This window comes from Alteraurantiacibacter buctensis (assembly GCF_009827655.1).
GTDB lineage: Bacteria > Pseudomonadota > Alphaproteobacteria > Sphingomonadales > Sphingomonadaceae > Alteraurantiacibacter > Alteraurantiacibacter buctensis.
Window position 1 is genome coordinate 57,614 of the sequence record NZ_WTYV01000005.1, and the last position, 17,778, is coordinate 75,391.

General features: G+C 65.6%; 19 protein-coding genes. 9 read left to right on the forward strand and 10 right to left on the reverse strand.

The window, feature by feature from the left end; all coding sequences use genetic code 11:
- Positions 1-10 precede the first annotated feature (10 nt).
- The 6 genes from GRI99_RS12365 to plsY all read right to left on the reverse strand — a co-directional run bounded on the left by GRI99_RS12365 (position 11) and on the right by plsY (position 5,647).
- Positions 11-151, reverse strand: coding sequence for a hypothetical protein (locus tag GRI99_RS12365; protein WP_160772368.1), 141 nt, complete (start codon positions 149-151; stop codon positions 11-13).
- A 79-nt stretch (positions 152-230) separates the two neighbouring features.
- On the reverse strand, positions 231-410 hold the full coding sequence (locus GRI99_RS12370) for a hypothetical protein (protein WP_439098434.1): 180 nt from the start codon (positions 408-410) through the stop codon (positions 231-233).
- A complete protein-coding gene (gene topA, locus GRI99_RS12375) occupies positions 410-2,995 on the reverse strand; it encodes a type I DNA topoisomerase (RefSeq protein ID WP_160772369.1) in 2,586 nt (861 codons plus the stop codon). Before topA ends, GRI99_RS12370 begins: the two co-directional genes overlap by 1 nt.
- Before the next feature lie 94 nt (positions 2,996-3,089).
- Positions 3,090-3,824, reverse strand: a complete 735-nt coding sequence (locus tag GRI99_RS12380) for a hypothetical protein (protein WP_160772370.1) — start codon at positions 3,822-3,824, stop codon at positions 3,090-3,092.
- A 92-nt stretch (positions 3,825-3,916) separates the two neighbouring features.
- Entirely contained in the window at positions 3,917-5,035 is a 1,119-nt protein-coding gene (gene dprA / locus GRI99_RS12385) for a DNA-processing protein DprA (RefSeq protein WP_160772371.1), read from the reverse strand.
- Positions 5,036-5,647, reverse strand: coding sequence for a glycerol-3-phosphate 1-O-acyltransferase PlsY (gene plsY / locus GRI99_RS12390; protein WP_160772372.1), 612 nt, complete (start codon positions 5,645-5,647; stop codon positions 5,036-5,038). It abuts the gene before it with no gap.
- Positions 5,648-5,761: 114 nt separating this feature from the next.
- Here plsY and murI point away from each other — a divergent pair, with 114 nt between their 5' ends.
- The 3 genes from murI to GRI99_RS12405 all read left to right on the forward strand — a co-directional run bounded on the left by murI (position 5,762) and on the right by GRI99_RS12405 (position 8,551).
- Positions 5,762-6,556: a glutamate racemase gene (gene murI / locus GRI99_RS12395; protein WP_439098435.1), complete on the forward strand. Its 795-nt coding sequence runs from the start codon at positions 5,762-5,764 to the stop codon at positions 6,554-6,556.
- Between the two features lie 106 nt (positions 6,557-6,662).
- The gene (gene hemA, locus GRI99_RS12400; RefSeq protein ID WP_160772609.1) at positions 6,663-7,883 is read left to right on the forward strand and encodes a 5-aminolevulinate synthase; all 1,221 of its coding nucleotides are present in this window, start codon (positions 6,663-6,665) and stop codon (positions 7,881-7,883) included.
- 59 nt (positions 7,884-7,942) lie between these two features.
- Positions 7,943-8,551, forward strand: a complete 609-nt coding sequence (locus tag GRI99_RS12405) for an NAD(P)-dependent oxidoreductase (RefSeq protein WP_160772374.1) — start codon at positions 7,943-7,945, stop codon at positions 8,549-8,551.
- A gap of 15 nt (positions 8,552-8,566) precedes the next feature.
- Here GRI99_RS12405 and GRI99_RS12410 read toward each other — a convergent pair whose 3' ends face one another.
- From GRI99_RS12410 to GRI99_RS12420, 3 genes are all read right to left on the reverse strand, one after another.
- Complete coding sequence (locus GRI99_RS12410) at positions 8,567-8,944, reverse strand: hypothetical protein (RefSeq protein ID WP_160772375.1); 378 nt, start codon at positions 8,942-8,944, stop codon at positions 8,567-8,569.
- A gap of 41 nt (positions 8,945-8,985) precedes the next feature.
- Positions 8,986-10,191 (reverse strand): type III PLP-dependent enzyme, encoded by a 1,206-nt coding sequence (locus GRI99_RS12415; protein ID WP_160772376.1) that lies wholly within the window; start codon positions 10,189-10,191, stop codon positions 8,986-8,988.
- A 185-nt stretch (positions 10,192-10,376) separates the two neighbouring features.
- Positions 10,377-10,925 (reverse strand): LemA family protein, encoded by a 549-nt coding sequence (locus GRI99_RS12420; RefSeq protein ID WP_160772377.1) that lies wholly within the window; start codon positions 10,923-10,925, stop codon positions 10,377-10,379.
- Between the two features lie 79 nt (positions 10,926-11,004).
- Here GRI99_RS12420 and GRI99_RS12425 point away from each other — a divergent pair, with 79 nt between their 5' ends.
- Positions 11,005-11,946, forward strand: coding sequence for a DUF3137 domain-containing protein (locus GRI99_RS12425; protein ID WP_160772378.1), 942 nt, complete (start codon positions 11,005-11,007; stop codon positions 11,944-11,946).
- 193 nt (positions 11,947-12,139) lie between these two features.
- Here GRI99_RS12425 and GRI99_RS12430 read toward each other — a convergent pair whose 3' ends face one another.
- On the reverse strand, positions 12,140-13,192 hold the full coding sequence (locus GRI99_RS12430; protein ID WP_160772379.1) for a 1,9-bis(guanidino)-5-aza-nonane synthase: 1,053 nt from the start codon (positions 13,190-13,192) through the stop codon (positions 12,140-12,142).
- Between the two features lie 119 nt (positions 13,193-13,311).
- Here GRI99_RS12430 and GRI99_RS12435 point away from each other — a divergent pair, with 119 nt between their 5' ends.
- The 5 genes from GRI99_RS12435 to GRI99_RS12455 all read left to right on the forward strand — a co-directional run bounded on the left by GRI99_RS12435 (position 13,312) and on the right by GRI99_RS12455 (position 17,747).
- Positions 13,312-14,274 carry a threonine ammonia-lyase gene (locus GRI99_RS12435; protein ID WP_160772380.1) on the forward strand — a complete coding sequence of 321 codons (963 nt, stop codon included), beginning with the start codon at positions 13,312-13,314 and terminating at the stop codon, positions 14,272-14,274.
- Positions 14,275-14,342: 68 nt separating this feature from the next.
- Positions 14,343-14,765 carry an MAPEG family protein gene (locus GRI99_RS12440; protein WP_160772381.1) on the forward strand — a complete coding sequence of 141 codons (423 nt, stop codon included), beginning with the start codon at positions 14,343-14,345 and terminating at the stop codon, positions 14,763-14,765.
- A 90-nt stretch (positions 14,766-14,855) separates the two neighbouring features.
- The gene (locus tag GRI99_RS12445) at positions 14,856-15,263 is read left to right on the forward strand and encodes a protocatechuate 4,5-dioxygenase subunit alpha (RefSeq protein ID WP_202393084.1); all 408 of its coding nucleotides are present in this window, start codon (positions 14,856-14,858) and stop codon (positions 15,261-15,263) included.
- Positions 15,260-16,114, forward strand: a complete 855-nt coding sequence (locus GRI99_RS12450; RefSeq protein ID WP_160772382.1) for a class III extradiol dioxygenase family protein — start codon at positions 15,260-15,262, stop codon at positions 16,112-16,114. Before GRI99_RS12445 ends, GRI99_RS12450 begins: the two co-directional genes overlap by 4 nt.
- A 172-nt stretch (positions 16,115-16,286) precedes the next feature.
- Positions 16,287-17,747, forward strand: a complete 1,461-nt coding sequence (locus GRI99_RS12455) for a carotenoid oxygenase family protein (RefSeq protein WP_160772383.1) — start codon at positions 16,287-16,289, stop codon at positions 17,745-17,747.
- Positions 17,748-17,778 lie beyond the last annotated feature (31 nt).

Here is a 17,778-nt window from a genome sequence, read left to right on the forward strand (position 1 = left end):
TAACAACCTGCTATTGCGCGTCCGGGGTGGCCGCCTGCGCTGCCAGCGCAGCCACCTGCCGCTCCATCGCCAGTTGCGGCACGGTGATCGTTCCCCCGCGCGGCCGGTCCAGGTCCAGAACGGTGATGAAGGCAACCGCCAGCGGGGCCAAGGAGCAGCAGGAAATCAAGCCACAGTGGTGAACCGGCAAAGACCATGCAGAGCGCCCCCTGCATTCTTATCTGGCCCGATCAGCGCTTCTTGGCAATCGTGATGGAATTGGCCTTGGCGAAATCCCGGGTCGATTCCTCGGTCCGGCCCAGCGCCTTGGCGATCTCCTTCAGGCCCTTGCCCTTGGCGGCAAGGGTGCGCAGCTTGCCTGCTTCCTCACCGTTCCAGGGCTGGCGGTGGCGTTCGAAGCGCTCGGCCATCAGGTTGCCTTCTTTGCCGCAGGCTTCTTCGCCGCCGCCTTCTTTGCTGCGGGCTTCTTGGCGACAGGTTTCTTGGCGGCACCCTTGCGCGCGCCCTTCTTCTTGGCCGGCGGCCCCTTGGCGGCGCGCGCATCGATCAGGGCGATCGCCTGTTCGGCAGTCACTTCTTCCGGCTTCACGTCCTTGGGCAGCGTGGCGTTGGTGGTGCCATCGGTGACATAAGGGCCATAGCGTCCCGGCATCACCTTGATCTCGCCGCCGCTGGTGGGGTGTTCGCCCAGCGTGGCGATGGCTTCCGCCTTGCCACCGGTGCGCCCGCCGGGGCCGCGATTGGCCGCTTCGGCCAGCAGGCTGACGGCGGCGTTCATGCCGGTCTCAAACACGTCGCGCGTGCCGGACAGCTTGGCGTATTTGCCATCGTGCTTCAGGTAAGGGCCATAGCGACCGATGTTGGCCTCGATCGGCAGGCCGGTCTCCGGATGGTCGCCGATCACTCGCGGCAGATTGAGCAGCTTCAGCGCCCATTCCAGGTCGAAATCGGGAATGTCCTTGGGGATGGAGGCGCGCTTGGCATCCTTGCCCTCGCCCAGTTGCACGTAAGGCCCGAAGCGGCCCGCCTTGCGCTCCACTTCCAGCCCGGTGACGGGATCCTTGCCCATCCCGCTATCCTGCGAGCCGTCGCCATCGCCCGGCTGGCCGAACTTGCGGCGGAAGGTGCATTCCGGATAGTTCGAGCAGCCGATGAAGGCCCCGAAGCGCCCGCCGCGCAGCGCCAGCCGCCCCGGCTCGCGCCCTTCGGCCAGGCACTTGGCGCACTGGCGCGGGTCGTGGCCGTCGGCCTGCGGCGGGAACAGGTAGTCGGACAGGAACAGGTCCAGCGCCTCGGTAACTTCCGAGGGCTTGCGCTCCATCACCTCGTCGCTCTTGGGCTTGAAGTCGCGCCAGAACTTCTCCAGCACCGCCTTCCAGCGGGCCTGTCCCGCGGAGACCTCGTCCAGCTCGTCCTCCATGCCCGCCGTGAAGTCATAGGCCACGTAGACCGGGAAGAAGCGTTCCAGAAACGCCGTCAGCAACCGGCCCGAATCCTCGGCAAAGAAACGGTTTTTTTCCATCCGCACATATTCACGGTCGCGCAGGGTCTGGATGGTGGAGGCATAGGTGGACGGACGGCCGATGCCCAGTTCCTCCAGCCGCTTGACCAGGCTTGCCTCCGCAAAGCGCGGCGGCGGCTGGGTGAAGTGCTGCACCGCGTCCACCGCAGTCTTGGCCGGACAATCGCCGGACTTGAGCATGGGCAGCAGGCCGCCATCCTCGTCGTCATCGGCCTTGAGGTCGCGGCCTTCCTCGTAGACCGCCAGGAAGCCGGGGAACAGCACCACCTGGCCGCTGGCGCGCAGTTCGTGCTGGCCGGTGCCGTCGCGCAGGGCAATCGTCGTGCGTTCTAGCTGCGCGGCGGCCATCTGGCTGGCCATCGCGCGCTTGAAGATCAGGTCATAAAGGCGCGCCTCATCCCCCGAACCGGCCCGGTCGCGGGCGAAATCTGTGGGGCGGATCGCTTCGTGGGCTTCCTGCGCGTTCTTGGCCTTGGCCTGGTACATGCGCGGCTTTTCGGGCAGGTAGTGCCCGTCGAAGCGGTCGGTAATGGCGCGGCGGCAGGCGGCGATGGCGCTGCCGTCCATCTGCACGCCGTCGGTCCGCATATAGGTGATTGCCCCCGCCTCATACAGGTTCTGGGCGCAACGCATGGTGTGGCTGGCCGAAAAGCCCAGCTTGCGCGCGGCTTCCTGTTGCAGGGTCGAGGTGGTGAACGGCGGGGCTGGATTGCGCTTGAACGGCTTGGTCTCCACATCCGCCACGGTGAAGCGCCCCGCTTCCACCGCCGCGCGGGCGGCCTCGGCGGTCTTGCCATCACCGATGGACAGGCGATCCAGCTTCTCGCCGTTATAGCGCACCAGGCGGCTTTCGAAGCGGGTGCCGTCATGCTCCATCTGCGCGGTGACCGACCAGTATTCCTGCGCCACGAAGGCTTCGATCTCGCGCTCGCGCTCAACGATCAGGCGCAGTGCCACGCTCTGCACGCGGCCGGCGCTCTTGGCCCCTGGCAACTTGCGCCACAGGACCGGGCTGAGCGTAAAGCCGAACAGGTAATCCAGCGCGCGGCGCGCCAGGTAGGCATCGATCAGGTCGGTATCGAGGGCGCGCGGGGCCTTCATCGCCTCGGTCACCGCCTGCTTGGTGATGGCGTTGAAGGTAACGCGCTCGACCTCCTTGGGCAGGGCCTTCTTCTTCGCCAGCATGTCCTGTACGTGCCACGAAATCGCCTCGCCCTCGCGGTCGGGGTCGGTCGCCAGGATCAGGCGGTCGGCCTTCTTGGCGGCATCGGCGATGGCCTTCACCTGGTCGCGGTTGCGCCGCTCGGCGGGGACTTCCCAGTCCATCGCGAAGTCCTCGTCCGGACGCACGCTGCCATCCTTGGGCGGCAGGTCGCGGATGTGGCCGTAGGAGGCGAGAACCTTGTAGTCCCCTCCCAGGTACTTCTCGATGGTCTTGGCCTTGGCGGGGGATTCAACGATGACAAGCTGCATGGCGGTTACTTAAACGATCCCTCACACGTATACGTACGCGCGAGGGTGGCGCGCCTCCTTGCCCCCCGTCAAGCGCCTGTCGCGGCGAAATCGGCTATTCGAACACCGCGCCCAACTCGTTCACGTCACCGGTCAGGCGGCGGAACACGAAGACTCCGAAGGCGACCTGCAGCACCGAGCTGGCATTCGACAGGAGCTGGTTGCCCAGCACGGCCAGGAAGCCGGGCTGCCCGCCATCGGCCATGGTGACAAAGGCCCCCACCCCCACCAGCCCGCCAAGCACCGATACGGCGAACACGCCGATCAGGAAGGTGAACACGATGGGCGTCGTAATCCCTTTCACTGCATACCAGCTCTGCCGCATGGCCTCGATCACCCCCATGCGCTGGCGGATCAGGTAGGCAGGCGCCGCCACCCAGCGCGCCAGCACGATCAGGCCGGGCACGACCAGCGCCAGGAAGGCGAGCCCCGTTCCCAGGCCGGAGAGAATCGCCAGGCCCACGAAAGCCAGGTAGCGCCGCGGGGCACGGCCGCGGACCATCAGCGCGCCGTTTTCCAGCATGGCTTCCCACAACAGATACTGCGAGACGACCGCGACGATCAGCACCAGCAACCCGCCGATCCCTGCGCCCACGCCCAGATAGGCCATCACCGGGCCGGACAGGTCGACCAGCGGATCGGAGCCTTCAAGCGCGGCACCGAGGCCCCATTCCAGCGCGGTGGCCAACACGCTCAGGACCACGATGTATATTCCGGCGGCCGAGGCGTTCTCGCGAACCGTCGCGATGGTCCCCTCGATCAGTTCGCCAACCCGCACTTTCTCGTCCATGATGCCCCCTTGCCGCGCCCTGCCCCAACGACGCGTCCTGAAGGCAGACTATGGGCAATCCGCCTTTCCGCAAGCCCGTTGTGATGCGCCGCCTAACCCGCCAGGCTGACCCGCCCCCCGGCGTGGCGCACCAGTCGCCCACCCAGCTCCAGCTCCAGCAGGGCCATCTGCACCGCGCCGGCACTCTCGCCGCTCTGGCGGACGAGTTCGTCCACCGGCACGGGAGCGGTGGTCAGCAGCGCGGCGATATCGGCGGGATTGTCGGCCAGTTCCTCGTCCCACGCGTCGTAGCCGCCCCCCCCAAAAAAACCTCCGCTGTCACGGAAGGTGGAGCGCGGGGTGCCGTCGAAGCTGCTGAGGAGTTCGGCCACGTCGTCGGGCGATTGCACCAGCACGGCCCCTTCACGGATCAGCTTGTTGCACCCCTCGCTGCGCGGTTCCAGCGGGCTGCCGGGAATGGCCATGACTTCGCGCCCCGCCTCCCCCGCCAGCCGTGCGGTGATGAGGCTGCCACTCTTCGGCGCGGCCTCTACCACCAGCGTGCCCAGCGACAGGCCGGCGATGATGCGGTTGCGCTTGGGGAAGAGTTGCCCGCGTGGCTGGGTGCCGGGCGGCTCCTCGGCCAGCAGCAGGCCCTCTTGCGCAACCCGTTCCTGCAACTTCTCGTGCCCCGGCGGATAGGTCACGTCGATCCCGCTGGCAATCACCCCCACGGTGCCGCCCTTAACCCCCAGCGCGCCCTCATGCGCGGCACCGTCGATCCCTTTGGCCAGGCCCGAGACCACGGTGAAGCCCTGCTGCGCCAGGGCAGCAGAGAAATCGCGGGCCAGCTTGACCGCCGCCGCGCTGGCATTGCGCGCGCCGACCAGTGCCACGCACGGCTGCGCGGCCAAGGCCAGATCGCCCCGCAGGGTGAGGATCGGCGGCGGGCTGTCCATCTGCGCCAGGAGAGCGGGATAGTCCGCCATGTCGTGAAACACATAGCGCGCACCCGCCGCGCGCACCGCCTGCGCCTCTGCCTCCACCACCGATGCGGCAGCGGCCCGATAGGTGCGGGTGCCCCGGGCGGCGAGATCGGGCAGGGCCTCCAGCGCCGCGCCCGCCGTGCCGAAGCGCCTGAGGAGCTGGCGGTAGCTGACGGGGCCGATGTTGGGACTGCGCAGCAGGCGGATGCGGTCGAACGCTTCCTGCTGGCTGAGGGCAGCGGTCATTTAAGCGTCTTTGGCCTTCTTGCTGCCCACGCGCGGTTCAGTGCCAGCACGAAGACGGGCGATGTTGGCGCGGTGCAGCCAGATGACCAGCGCGGCGATCACAGCCAGCACCGGCACGAAGTGAGTGAAGCCCAGCCCCCAGGCCGCCACCAGCGCGCCCACCACCGCGCTCATCCCCGCGACCGAGCTGATCCGCAGGGCCGCCAGCAGCGCCAGCCAGACCACGGCATAGGCCACGCCCAGCGGCCAGCCGATGCCGAAAGCCACGCCGAGGTTGGTAGCAACACCCTTGCCGCCCCTGAAGCGTAGCCAGACCGGGAAACAGTGCCCGAGCACCGCCCCCAACGCGGCGGCGGCCACGGGGGAAGCCCAGGTGAGATCATCCCCCCACAGGTGGCGGGCCAGCACCACGGCCACAAAACCCTTCAACCCGTCGAGCAGCAGGGTGGCAGCGGCCACCTTCTTGTTGCCGGTGCGCAGCACGTTGGTGGCGCCGATATTGCCGCTGCCGATCTGACGGATATCGCCCAGCCCCGCCGCCTTGGCCAGCAGCAGGCCGAACGGCACCGAACCGAGCGCGTAACCCAGCACCAGGGCCAGCAAACCATCCATGACTGTGCCTGAAACCTCCGCCCCGCTTGCCCCCGTATGGGCAATCGCATTAATCGCATGTCTAGAGGACATTGCGCCTCGCCCGCAAGCACTGCCCACAAGACTGGAACCGCTTTGGACCCGAATGCCCCAATCCTGATCTTCGATAGCGGCGTGGGTGGCCTCACCGTGCTGGCCGAGGTGCGCAAACTCCTGCCGGAAGCCCCAGTGATTTACGTCGCCGATCGCGCTGCCCTGCCCTATGGCGACAAGACCGAGGCAGAGATTGCCGCGCGCGTCTGCGGCCTGCTGGGGCGGCTGGCCGAACGCTATCATCCGCGCCTGATCTGCATCGCCTGCAACACCGCCAGCACGATCGCGCTGGGCATGGTGCGTGAAGTGCTGGAAGTGCCGGTGGTGGGCACCGTCCCCGCCATCAAGCCTGCCGCTGCGATGACGAAAACCGGGGTGATCGGCCTGCTGGGCACCAAGGCGACCATCCGCCAGGCCTATGTCGACAAGCTGGAGGCCGAGTTTGCGGCCGGCAAGCGCCTGATCCGCCACGCCGCTCCCGAACTGGTGGCGGCGGCAGAACTGAAACTGCGTGGTGGCACCCCGGACCCCGCCGTGTTCGCTCGCGCCGTAGCCGGCCTGCGCGAGCAGCAGGACGGCGACAAGATCGACGTGGTCGTGCTCGCCTGCACCCATTTCCCGCTGCTGACCCCCGAGCTTTCTGCGGAGTTCGGCGCTAACGTGCAGTTCATTGACGGAGCGCAAGGTATTGCCCGCCGGATAGCCTATCTCACGCAGGGCCAGCCATTCGGTGGCACGGATCAGGATCAGGCGATAGCGACCGGCGATGAACGAGATAACCCCGCCCTACTTGCGGCCCTGCGGCCCTACGGAATCCATCGAATCCAGCCGCTTTGATGCGAATCGTTCGCAAAGACAAAGCTTTCCCCGCGCTGTCGATTTGACTAAATCCGCCGCGACAGAGGCCCGCGATTCCGTGCGCGGTGCCAAGCGGACAGAGACGCTGAACTACGAGCACATCTTCGACCAGGCGATTGACCGGCTGCATGCCGAAGGGCGCTATCGCGTGTTCATCGACATCCTGCGCAACAAGGGTGCCTATCCCAACGCGCGCTGTTTCCACGGCCACAACGGCCCCAAGCCCATCACCGTATGGTGCAGCAACGATTACCTGGCCATGGGCCAGCACCCCAAGGTGATCGCCGCGATGGAAGAGGCGCTGCACGATGTCGGCGCCGGTTCGGGCGGCACGCGCAACATCGGCGGCAACACGCACTATCATATCCAGCTAGAGGAAGAGCTGGCCGACCTGCACGGCAAGGAAGCCGCGCTGCTGTTCACCAGCGGCTATGTCTCGAACGATGCCACCCTCAGCACGTTGGCCCGCCTGCTGCCGGGCTGCGTGATCTTCTCTGACGAGCTGAACCATGCCAGCATGATCGCCGGCATCCGCAATTCCGGCTGCGAAAAGCGCATCTGGCGGCACAACGATGTTGCCCACCTGGAAGAACTGCTGGCGTCGGAAGACCCCAACGTTCCCAAGCTCATCGCCTTCGAAAGCGTCTATTCGATGGATGGTGACGTGGCCCCGATTCACGCCATTTGCGACCTGGCCGAGAAGTACAACGCCCTCACCTACATCGACGAAGTGCACGCCGTGGGCATGTACGGCGCGCGCGGCGGCGGCATTTCCGAGCGGGACGAGGCAGCCCACCGCATCGACCTGATCGAGGGCACGCTGGGCAAGGCTTTCGGCGTGATGGGCGGCTATGTGGCCGCCAGCCGTAAGGTGATCGACTGCATCCGCTCCTATGCCCCCGGCTTCATCTTCACCACCTCGCTCAGCCCCGTGCTTGTGGCCGGCGTGCTGGCCAGTGTCCGGCACCTGAAGGCGAGCAGCGTGGAGCGTGATGGCCAGCAGGCCGCTGCCGCCACCCTCAAGCGCCTGTTTGCCGAAGCCGGCCTGCCGGTGATGGACAGCACCACCCATATCGTGCCGCTGATGGTGGGCGATCCGGTTCGCGCCAAGAAGATCAGCGATATCCTGCTGGCGGAATACGGCGTCTACGTGCAGCCCATCAACTTCCCCACCGTGCCCCGCGGCACCGAGCGCCTGCGCTTCACCCCCGGCCCCGCCCACAGCGAGGAGATGATGGTGGAACTGACCCAGGCGCTGGTGGAAATCTGGGATCGGATGGAACTGGAACTGCGCCAGGCCGCCTGACGGCAGCTTGCACACCTCGCCACAGCCGCTATCCCTTGGCCAGCAAGGGAGACAAGCGCATGAAAGTAGCCGTGTTGGGTGCCAGCGGGCGCGCGGGCAAGGAGATCGTCAAAGAACTGTCGGCGCGCGGCCACACGGTTACCGCCGTGGCCCGCAAGCCCGAGGCCGTGGCCGACCTGCCCGGCGTCACCGCCGTGGGCGCCGACGCCGAGACGCCCGCTGCCATCGCTAAGTCGGTTGCCGGACACGATGTCGTGGTCAGCGCCCTGCCCTTCACCGTCACCGCCGACAAGGTGGTTGCCGCCATGCACGAGGCGGGCGTGGAGCGGCTGCTGGTGACCGGCGGCGCGGCCAGCCTGAAGGACGAGAACGACGTGCGCTATATCGACCGGGACGATTTTCCGGAGATCTGGCGCAAGGGCGCCCAGGGCGGGATCGATTTCTTCTACGCCCTGAAGGAAGACCCCACACTGGACTGGGTGTTCTTCAGCCCGGCGTTCAACTTCGTCGAAGGGCCGCGCACCGGCCGGTTCCGGCTGGGCAAGGAACACCTGATCAAGGACGCCAGTGGCGACAGCCGGATCAGCTTTGCCGACTATGCCATCGCCATGGTGGACGAGGTGGAGAACAAGGCGCACAGCCGCGAGCGGTTCACCATCGGCTACTGAGCTGCTCCGCCCAGGTCAGGGCGCACGGCATCCGCATCGCGCACCAGGCGGGCCGGCCACCGCCGCGCGCGGTGTGGGCCCGCGAAACCAGTCTGGCTGCGACAGGAGCTGCGCGCTGATCGGCTGGCCGGTGTGCCGGATGGCAAAGACATTGACCACCAGCGACAGGTAGGCCAGCCGGACCAGCCCGCAGCGCGGCAGCCGGTCAGCCAAGAGCAAGGCGGCCAGGGCACAAAGGGCAAACCCGGCGACGACCATCGCATCGTCCCAGGCGAAGCCCGCCAACCGCACGAAGCCCGAAGGATGCGGCAGGGCACCGGCACCCCAGATAATGCCGCGTGTGAGTAGCGCGGTCAGATACAGCGAGGCGGAGAAGGCGAGGACGCGGACCACGATCCGCGTCCCCGTATCATGGCGGGGGGACAGGCGCCCGATCAGCGCAGGCTCACCACGTTGTCGCTGACGCGGGTGTCCTTGCGGCCGGTGTAGAGGCTGACCATCGGCTCATCCTCCACCACGAAGCAGCGGGTGGCGCCAAAGCCGTTGAACCGCGTGCTCATGGCCGCGCCATAGGCCCCCAGCATGCCGATCTCGATGAAATCGCCGGACTGGATATCCTCGGGCAACTGGAACGGACCCTTCATGTAGTCCATGTCGTCGCAAGTGGGGCCGAAGAAGGCGAAATCGGCCAGCGGCTGGGTCAGGTCGTCCTCCAGCGCTACCACCGGGAAGCGCCAGTCAACGTGCGCGGCATCGAACAGCGCGCCATAGGCACCGTCGTTGATGTACAGCTCGTCAGAACGGCGCTTTTCCACCTTGACCACGATGGAGCTGTATTCGGCACACAGCGCACGGCCCGGTTCGGCCCACAGCTCCGCCGAATACGAGATGGGCAGCATCTCGAAGTGGCGGTGGATCTGCGCGAAATAGTCCTCCAGCGGGGGCGGTTCCATGCCCGGATACTGCGAGGGAAAGCCGCCGCCGACATCGATGATGTCCACGGTTACCGCCGCCTCGGCAATGGCAGCGCGCACGCGCTCCAGCGCCTGGACATAGGCGAACGGCGTCATCGCCTGGCTGCCCACGTGGAAGCAGATGCCCAGCGCGTCGCAATGCTGGCGAGTGGCTTGCAGCAGTTCCGCCGCATCGACCAGGTCGACGCCGAACTTGGCGGCCAGGCTCAGCTCCGAATGCTCGGACGAGACACGCAGGCGCACCAGCAATTGCAGGTCGGCCGCCGCCGCGCCTTCCGGCGTGGTGGTGGCGGCAACGATCTTCTCCAGCTCGCCCAGGGTATCGAGGCTGAAGGTCTTCACCCCATGCTGGAAATAGGCCTCGCGGATGGCGCTGGCGGTCTTGACCGGGTGCATGAAGCACAGCTTGGGCGCATCGCCCAGCGTCTCGCGCACCAGCCGCACCTCGCCGATGCTGGCAACGTCATAATGGCTGATGCCGTTGTCCCACAGCACGCGAATCAGGTCGGGTGAAGGGTTGGCCTTCACCGCGTACATGCTGGTGCCGGGAAACTTCTCGGCAAAGAAACGCGCTGCCCGCGCCGCAGCGTGCGGGCGGTTCAGGATCACGGCTTCGTCCGGAGAAATGGCGCGGACTACAGCCCGTGCGTCAGGATAATGGTGCAATTCAAGGGACCCCCAATAGGCCTTGCGGCCAGGTAACACACAAAGCTGCCTTGCGGTTTGGAAGTCCCCATGGGGCAGCAGGAGGTGCGCATATAGAGCGACGGGTGAACGATGCAATAACAAAGCAGCGATTTTGCCGTCAGGATGCCCGAAAAGTCAGGCGTGTGACCGCCGGGCGGCGCGGATCAGAATTTGATCTGCGGCACCTGGTCAACCACGCCCTTCTCGCTGTCGTCCAGCCGGTTGAAATCGGCCGGCTGGAAGCCGAGCATCCCGGCAAACAGCACGGCGGGGAAACTCTCCCGCCCGGTGTTGTAGCGCGACACGGCAGCGTTGAGCGCACGGCGGGCTGCGGCCAGCTTGTCCTCCACGTCGCCCAGTTCCACCTGAAGCTGCTGGAAGTTGGCGCTGGCCTTGAGGTCGGGATAGGCCTCGCCAAGCGCCAGCAGTTTGTCCAGCGCCACGCGCAACTGGCCTTCGCTGGCCGAATTGGGCGACCCTTGCGCGGCAGCGTTACGGGCGCTGATCACCGCGTCCAGCGTATCCTGCTCGTGCACGGCATAGCCTTTGACGGTGTTGACCAGGTTGGGGATCAGGTCGTGCCGCTGGCGCAGCCCGGCGTCGATATCGGCCACGCCCTGGCTGACAGTTTGCCGCAGGCCCACCAGCCGGTTGTAGATACCGATGACCACCACCGCCAGCAGCAGCAGCAGACCCGCCACGATCCAACCCATAGCCCCGCCCTTTCCCTATTCCATCCGCGGCAGGTTGTGCCATCAATGGCAGCGAATTCCTAGGGGGAGTGCCGGGGGCATGATCGAGCGGCCCGATGTGGACGCGCTGATGGCGGGGGAGCTGGGCGAGTGGCTGCAGCACCAGGCCACCGTACGCGAGGATGCCCGGCACAAGAGCAACGGGCGCTTCGTGAAGGCGGCGGTGATCTTCTTTCCGCTGGCCATCGGCCTCGCCATGCTGGGCTGGAATGTCCAGGTGACCATGTTCATCCTGTTCTTCGCCGCCGTGGGCCTGGGCATCTGGGCCTACAACCCGCGCGGGCAGGCGATCAAGGAGACCAAGGAGGGGATCAATAGCGCTCTGGCCCGCGCGCTAGGCCTGTCATTCAGCAGCGCCACTGGCGAAACCCCAGGCTTCCTGCGCGCCACCACGTTCCGTATGCTGCCCGGCTACAGCCGCAAGAGCTTCGAGGACCTGTGGAGCGGCGAGATTGGCGGCCGCGCCTTTGCACTGCACGAGGCGCACCTGGAACAGAAGCGGCAGAGCGGCAAGAACAGCCACTATGTCACCGTGTTTCGCGGCCCCATCATGACCATTGCCGCAGGCCGCCGGTTTACCGGGGTGACGCTGGTGGAACGCTCGGGCAGGCACAAGCGGTTCGGCTTTTTCGGCGAGAAGGAAGACCTGGAGGTTGGCGGCGTGCGGCTGGACCGGGTGGACATGGTCCATCCCCAGTTCGAGGACGAGTTCACCGTCTATTCCAGCGACCAGGTGGAGGCCCGCTACCTGGTCCACCCGACCTATGTGGAAAAGCTGATCGCGCTGGAAAGCGCCTTCGCCGGCCAGAAGATCCGCACCCTGTTTGCCGAGGGCGAACTGACCGTGGTGCTGGAGGCCGCCAACATGTTCGAAAGCGGCAACATGGATGCCGCGCGCGACCGGGAACTGGTGGAAACCTGCGTCAGCCAGTTCATGTCGATGGCCGAGCTGGCCGGGTCGTTGAACGAGGCACGGGGTTAGGCAGGCTGAAGGCCCACCCCGTCATCCTGAACTGTTTCAGGATTCATTCCGCCGATTGAGCGGAGCATGCGGCTGAACGTGCAACATCGCCACGCGGATTGTCAGTCAGCGCCTTCTGCACGATTGACCCTGAAACCAGTTCAGGGTGACGAAGGCGGGGAAGGAGGCCTCAGCCCCCTCCCCCGCCCATTACTCAATCGAACAGCTTGGCCCAGCGGCGCGGGGTGCGGGCCTTCCAGTGCTCGCGGTGGTAGGCATCCGATGCCAGCAGCGGCATCACCGAACCGGCTTCGGCAAAGACCATCTGCTCGATGCCGGTGTTGACCTTGCCCCAGCTGGCCGCTTCCTGCAGCGTGGAGGACGAGCAGGCCCCGTCTCGCACGTCGGCCACGGTGATTTGCACGGCGTACTTGTGCACGGCCACGTCCTCGTGGCCCAGGATCTCGGCGCAGACCACGGTGTCCTGGATGAAGTTCTTGGGCACGCCGCCGCCCACCATCAGCAGGCCCGAATCGCCGCTCTTGATCTTGATGTCGGTCAGCTCGCGGAAGTCCGCGATGGCGTCGATTATCATGTAGGGCTTGCCTTCCTTCATCCGGTCAACCTGGTGCTTCACAAGGCCGAAACCGGCCGAGGAGTCCACGAAGGCCGGGCAGAAGATCGGCACGTCATGCTCGTAGGCCAGCTTGACGAGGCTGTTGTCCTTCTTGCCGTGCTCTACCAGGTACTTGCCCATCTCGCGGATGAAGGCGCGCGACGAGTAGGCCTTGGGCTCCAGCTCGTTGGCGATCTTGTTGATCGTGAAGTCGCAGTCCTGCAGCTGCTCCTCGTCGATGTAGGTGTCGTAGATGCGGTCGATGTAGAGCGAACGCAGGGTGTCATCGTCGGGGATTTCCAGCGCCTGATAGTGCTTGTGGCCAAGGCCCTCGAAGAAATCCATGTCGACGATGGTGGCCCCGGTGGCGACCACGCAGTCGACCATGTTGCTGCGGATCAGTTCCGCATACAGGTCCATGCAGCCGCCCGCGCTGGTGCTGCCGGCGATGACCAGGAAAATCGTGCAATCAGGGTCGGCCAGCATCTGGTTGTAGATGCCGGTGGCGCGCGCCAGATCGCGGCTGGTGAAGCTCATCTTGCTCATGCCGTCGATGATCGGACGGGCATCGAAGCTGGTGATGTCGATATGTTCCACCAGGGTGGACAGCAGCTCTGCCTTGCGGTTGCTGTTGATCGGCGAGTCACTCATGAACGGTACTCCAGGTTCAAGGCCGGGCAGTCGCCTCCGTACTGCGGAGGTTCCCGGTTGAAGGGCGCGCCCGATAGAGGCACTTGGGGGTTAGGTAAACAGGTATTTCGCGGGGGAATATGACGAGCATAGGGCAGATGCGAAACCCCGATGCGGCAGGGGTGTTCCGGGCCGCGACAAAAGTGGCGGAAATCCTGCCGATGACGCCGCTTTTGCCGGTCGAACACGCGGGGCAAATCTTCTGGCTGAAGGCCGAATGCCTGCAACCGGTGGGCGCGTTCAAGATCAGGGGTGCCTGGCACCGTCTGACCGATGTCGACGCGGCCGACTATCCCGGCGGGGTGGTGGCCGTGTCCAGCGGCAACCATGCGCAGGGTGTGGCCTGGGCGGCGAAACGGCTGGGCCTGCCCGCTGCCATCGTGATGCCGCGCGATGCCCCGGCCATCAAGCTGGAGCGGACCCGCGAGCTGGGGGCCGAAGTGGTGCTGTATGACCGCATGACCGAGGACCGCGAGGCGATCGGCCGCGCCTTGTCCGAGGAGCGCGGCGCGGCCTACGTCCATGCCTTTGCCGATCCCTGGGTGATCGAGGGGCAAGGCAGCGCCGGCATCGAGATCGCGCAGCAGCTGGGCCGCCAGCCGGGCCGGATCGTGGTGTGTTGCGGCGGTGGCGGGCTGACCGCGGGCCTCGCCCTCGCCTGCCCCGATGCCGAGGTGGTGCCGGTGGAGCCCGAAGGGTGGGACGATGTCGCCCGATCTATAGCCTCGGGCACCATCCAGCGGGTGATCGACAATCCCCCGCCCACGGCCTGCGATGCCTTGCAGACACTGGCCACCCAGCCGGTGAACTTCAACGTGATCCGGCGGCGCTGCTCCTATGGCCTGTCGGTCACACCTGCTGAGGTGGAAGATGCCCAGCGCTTCGCCTTCAGCCGCCTGCGGTTGGTGCTGGAGCCCGGCGGCGCGGTGGCGCTGGCCGCCGTTCTGGCCGGCAAGGTGGCGGCGGACGAGGATACCGTGGTGATTGCTAGCGGCGGCAACACCGATGCGGCCAGCTTTGCCAGGGTGCTTGCGGGCAATTAGGTTTCAATTGACAATCTAGTTACCCGCGCGCAGCCTCTCCCCCGGGATTATCAGGGGGAGGATCACCCGTGCAAACAGCCATTCTTGCGCCGGCCGCCGTGCTGGTCGCCTGGTCGCTCGTCATGCTGTTCTGGATGGCAGCGCTGCGCCTGCCGGCCCTGGCCAAGCTGAAGCTGCCGCCGGAACGGGCGCGCGGCGGGCGTGGCAGCGATCTTGACGGCGTGCTGCCGCCCGAATTGCAGTGGAAGGCGCACAACTATAACCACCTGATGGAGCAGCCGACCATCTTCTATGCGCTGGTGGCGATCCTGGCGATTGCCGGAGCCAGCGAGACCGACGTGCTGCTGGCCTGGACCTATGTGGGCTTGCGGGTAGTCCACTCGATCTGGCAGGCGGTGGTGAACACCATTCCGGTGCGGCTGGCGCTGTTCTCGCTGGGCTCGCTGGTGCTGGTGGCGCTGACCATTAGCGCGCTGCAGGCGACCTTCTGACGGCGGACAGAACAGCCGCTTGATCCAGCGCAAGGACCGCTTGCGCGCTCCGCTCCAAAGAGAACCATCACGATTCTCTGGAGACGGATCATGTTACCATCTTCCCGCCTGATGGCCCAAGGCAAGCGCGCCATTCCCGGCACGCTGGTGTTTGACGGCGATGCCGCGCAGGCCGGCTATGCGCTCAACGCCATGTGCTATTCGTTCAACTCCCTCGCCAACCGCCAGGCCTTCGCGGCTGACGAGGAAGGCTACATGGAGCGCTTCCATCTGACGCCGGAGCAGAAGGACGCGGTGCGCCAGCGCAACGTGCTGGGCATGCTGGCGGCGGGCGGCAACGTCTATTACCTGGCCAAGCTGGCCGGGATTTTCGGCCTCAACGTGCAAGACCTGGGTGCGCTGCAAACGGGCATGAGCCTGGAAGAGTTCAAGGCCGCGCTGCTGGAGCATTCGGTCACCGAAACCCGCGTGGCGCAGGACGGGAGGCTGGCAGCATGAGCAAGATCTGCGGCGGCATCTTCACCAGCCACGTGCCGGGAATCGGCAAGGCGATCGCACAGAACCTACAGAACGATCCCTACTGGAAGCCGTTCTTCGACGGGTTTGATCCGATCCACCGGTGGCTGGCGGCTGAGAAGCCCGATGTAGCGGTGGTGTTCTACAACGACCACGGCCTCAATTTCTTCCTCGACAAGATGCCCACTTTCGCCATCGGCGCTGCCAACGAGTATCGCCACGAGGACGAAGGCTGGGGCATCGCCTTTGCCCGCCCGTTCCAGGGCCATGCGGACCTGTCCTGGCATATCATCGAGCATGTGGTGGCCAGCGAATTTGATCCGGTCATGTGCCAGGCGATGACGGTGGACCATGCCGTGGCCGTCCCGTTCGAGCTGTGCTGGCCGGGCAAGGATGCCTTCCCCACGAAGCTGATCCCGATCGCCATCAATACCGTACAGCATCCCCTGCCCAGCCCCAAGCGCTGCCATGACCTTGGCAAGGCGGTGGGCCGCGCCATCGAAAGCTGGGGCGGCAATGAAAAGGTGGTCATCTTCGGCACCGGCGGCCTCTCGCACCAGCTTGAGGGCGAACGCGCAGGCCACATCAACGTGGACTACGACAAGTTCTGCCTGCGCAACCTGGCACCCGATCCCGAGGCCCTGCTGCAGCACGATACGCTGGACATCGTCGAACTGGCCGGCAGCCAGGGTGTCGAGATCCTCAACTGGATTGCCGCGCGCGGCGCGCTGACCGGATCGGTCCGCGAGTTGGCGAGCAACTACCATGTGCCCATTTCGAATACGGCGGCAGCCACAGTGCTGCTCAGCCATTCGGAACGGGTGCTGGCCTGAACCTTCCCTCCCATCCGGGTTCGGGCCTTGCTGGGCCGGGTAGATGCCATGTCTGCCCGGCCCGTTTCTTTATGGGCGCCATGTCCCGCCAGGTCACTTGATCGCGGTCAAAGCGCCGGGGCCCGGGTCGTCTATTCTAACGCTCGTTAGAATGATTCGAGGGAGAAGCTGGATGGTCCATTTTCCGAAAGACCCGGTCTATCAGGACGTGCTGCGCCTGGTGCGGCTGGAAGGCGACATCGGTGACCTGATCGTGGAAGGCGAAGTGCCGGTCGAGATGGACGGCGCGTTCTACCGTGTGCATCCCGATCCCCAGTTCGCGCCGAAGATGGGTCCGGGCGACCAGTTCTTCAACGGCGACGGCATGGTGTCCATGTTCCGCGTGAAGGACGGCAAGGTCAGCTTCAAGCAACGCTACGCCAAGACCGACAAGTGGAAGCTGGAGAACGCTGCCGGCAAGGCGCTGTTCGGATCCTATCGCAACCCGCGCACCGATGACCCCAGCGTGATCGGGCAGCATCGCGGCACGGCCAACACCAATGTGCTGGTGTTCGGCGGTGACCTGCTGGCGATGAAGGAAGACAGCCCCTGCCTGGTGATGGACAAGCTGACGCTGGACACCGATGGCTATACCGACTGGGATGGCGAGCTGACGCTGAAGACCTTCGGTGCCCATCCCAAGATCGATCCGGTCACCGGCCATTTCTGCAACATCAGCTATGCCGCCAAGGGCGAGCTGTCGAAGGACGGCACCTATTTCGAGATCGATAGCGAGGGCAACATCGTGGCCCGTGCCGAATTCGAGGTGCCCTACTACACCATGCTCCACGATTTCTGCATCGCGGGCGACTATGTGGTGATCCCGGTTTCCCCCTACAGCAGCGACCCGAGCGTGCTGGAGCAGGACCGGCCCCACTTCTACTATGACCGCAGCCTGCCGACTTACCTGGGCGTGATGCGCCGCAACGGCGATGGGAGCGACATGCGCTGGTTCAAGCACGAGGCGGGCCTGTGTTCGTGCCACGTGATGAACGCCTTTGCCGAAGGGACGAAAGTTCACCTCGACACCCCGGCCAGCAAGATCGGCAGCCTGCCCTTCTTCCCCGACAAGGACGGCGCGCCGTTCGATCCCGAACTGGCGATGACCGAACTGGTCCGCATCACCGTGGACCTGACCAGCAACGAGGACGTGGTCGAAAGCGTGGTCAAGATCGGTAACCTGCCGGGCGAATTCCCGCGCATCGACGATCGCATGGCCGGCAAGCCATACACCCAGGGCTGGATGATCACCTATGACCTGGCCAAGCCCTACAATGGCCCACCCGGTCCCTTTGCGGGCGTGATCAACACTCTCACCCATTACAACCTGGTCACCGGCAAGGAGGAAAGCTGGTGGTGCGGGCCTGACGGGTCGCTGCAGGAACCCTGCTTCGTGCCGCGAAGCAAGACCGCGCCGGAAGGCGACGGCTGGCTGGTGGCCCTGGTGGACGATCATGTCCGCAACTACACCGATCTGTGCATTTTCGACGCGTGCGACGTGGCCAAGGGCCCGATCGCCCGCGCCCAACTCCCCATTCGTCTGCGCCAGGGGCTTCACGGCAACTGGGCCGCAGCGGATCTCCTGGCGGCCTGATCACTCAGACGCGCCAGATTCCCATCCCATC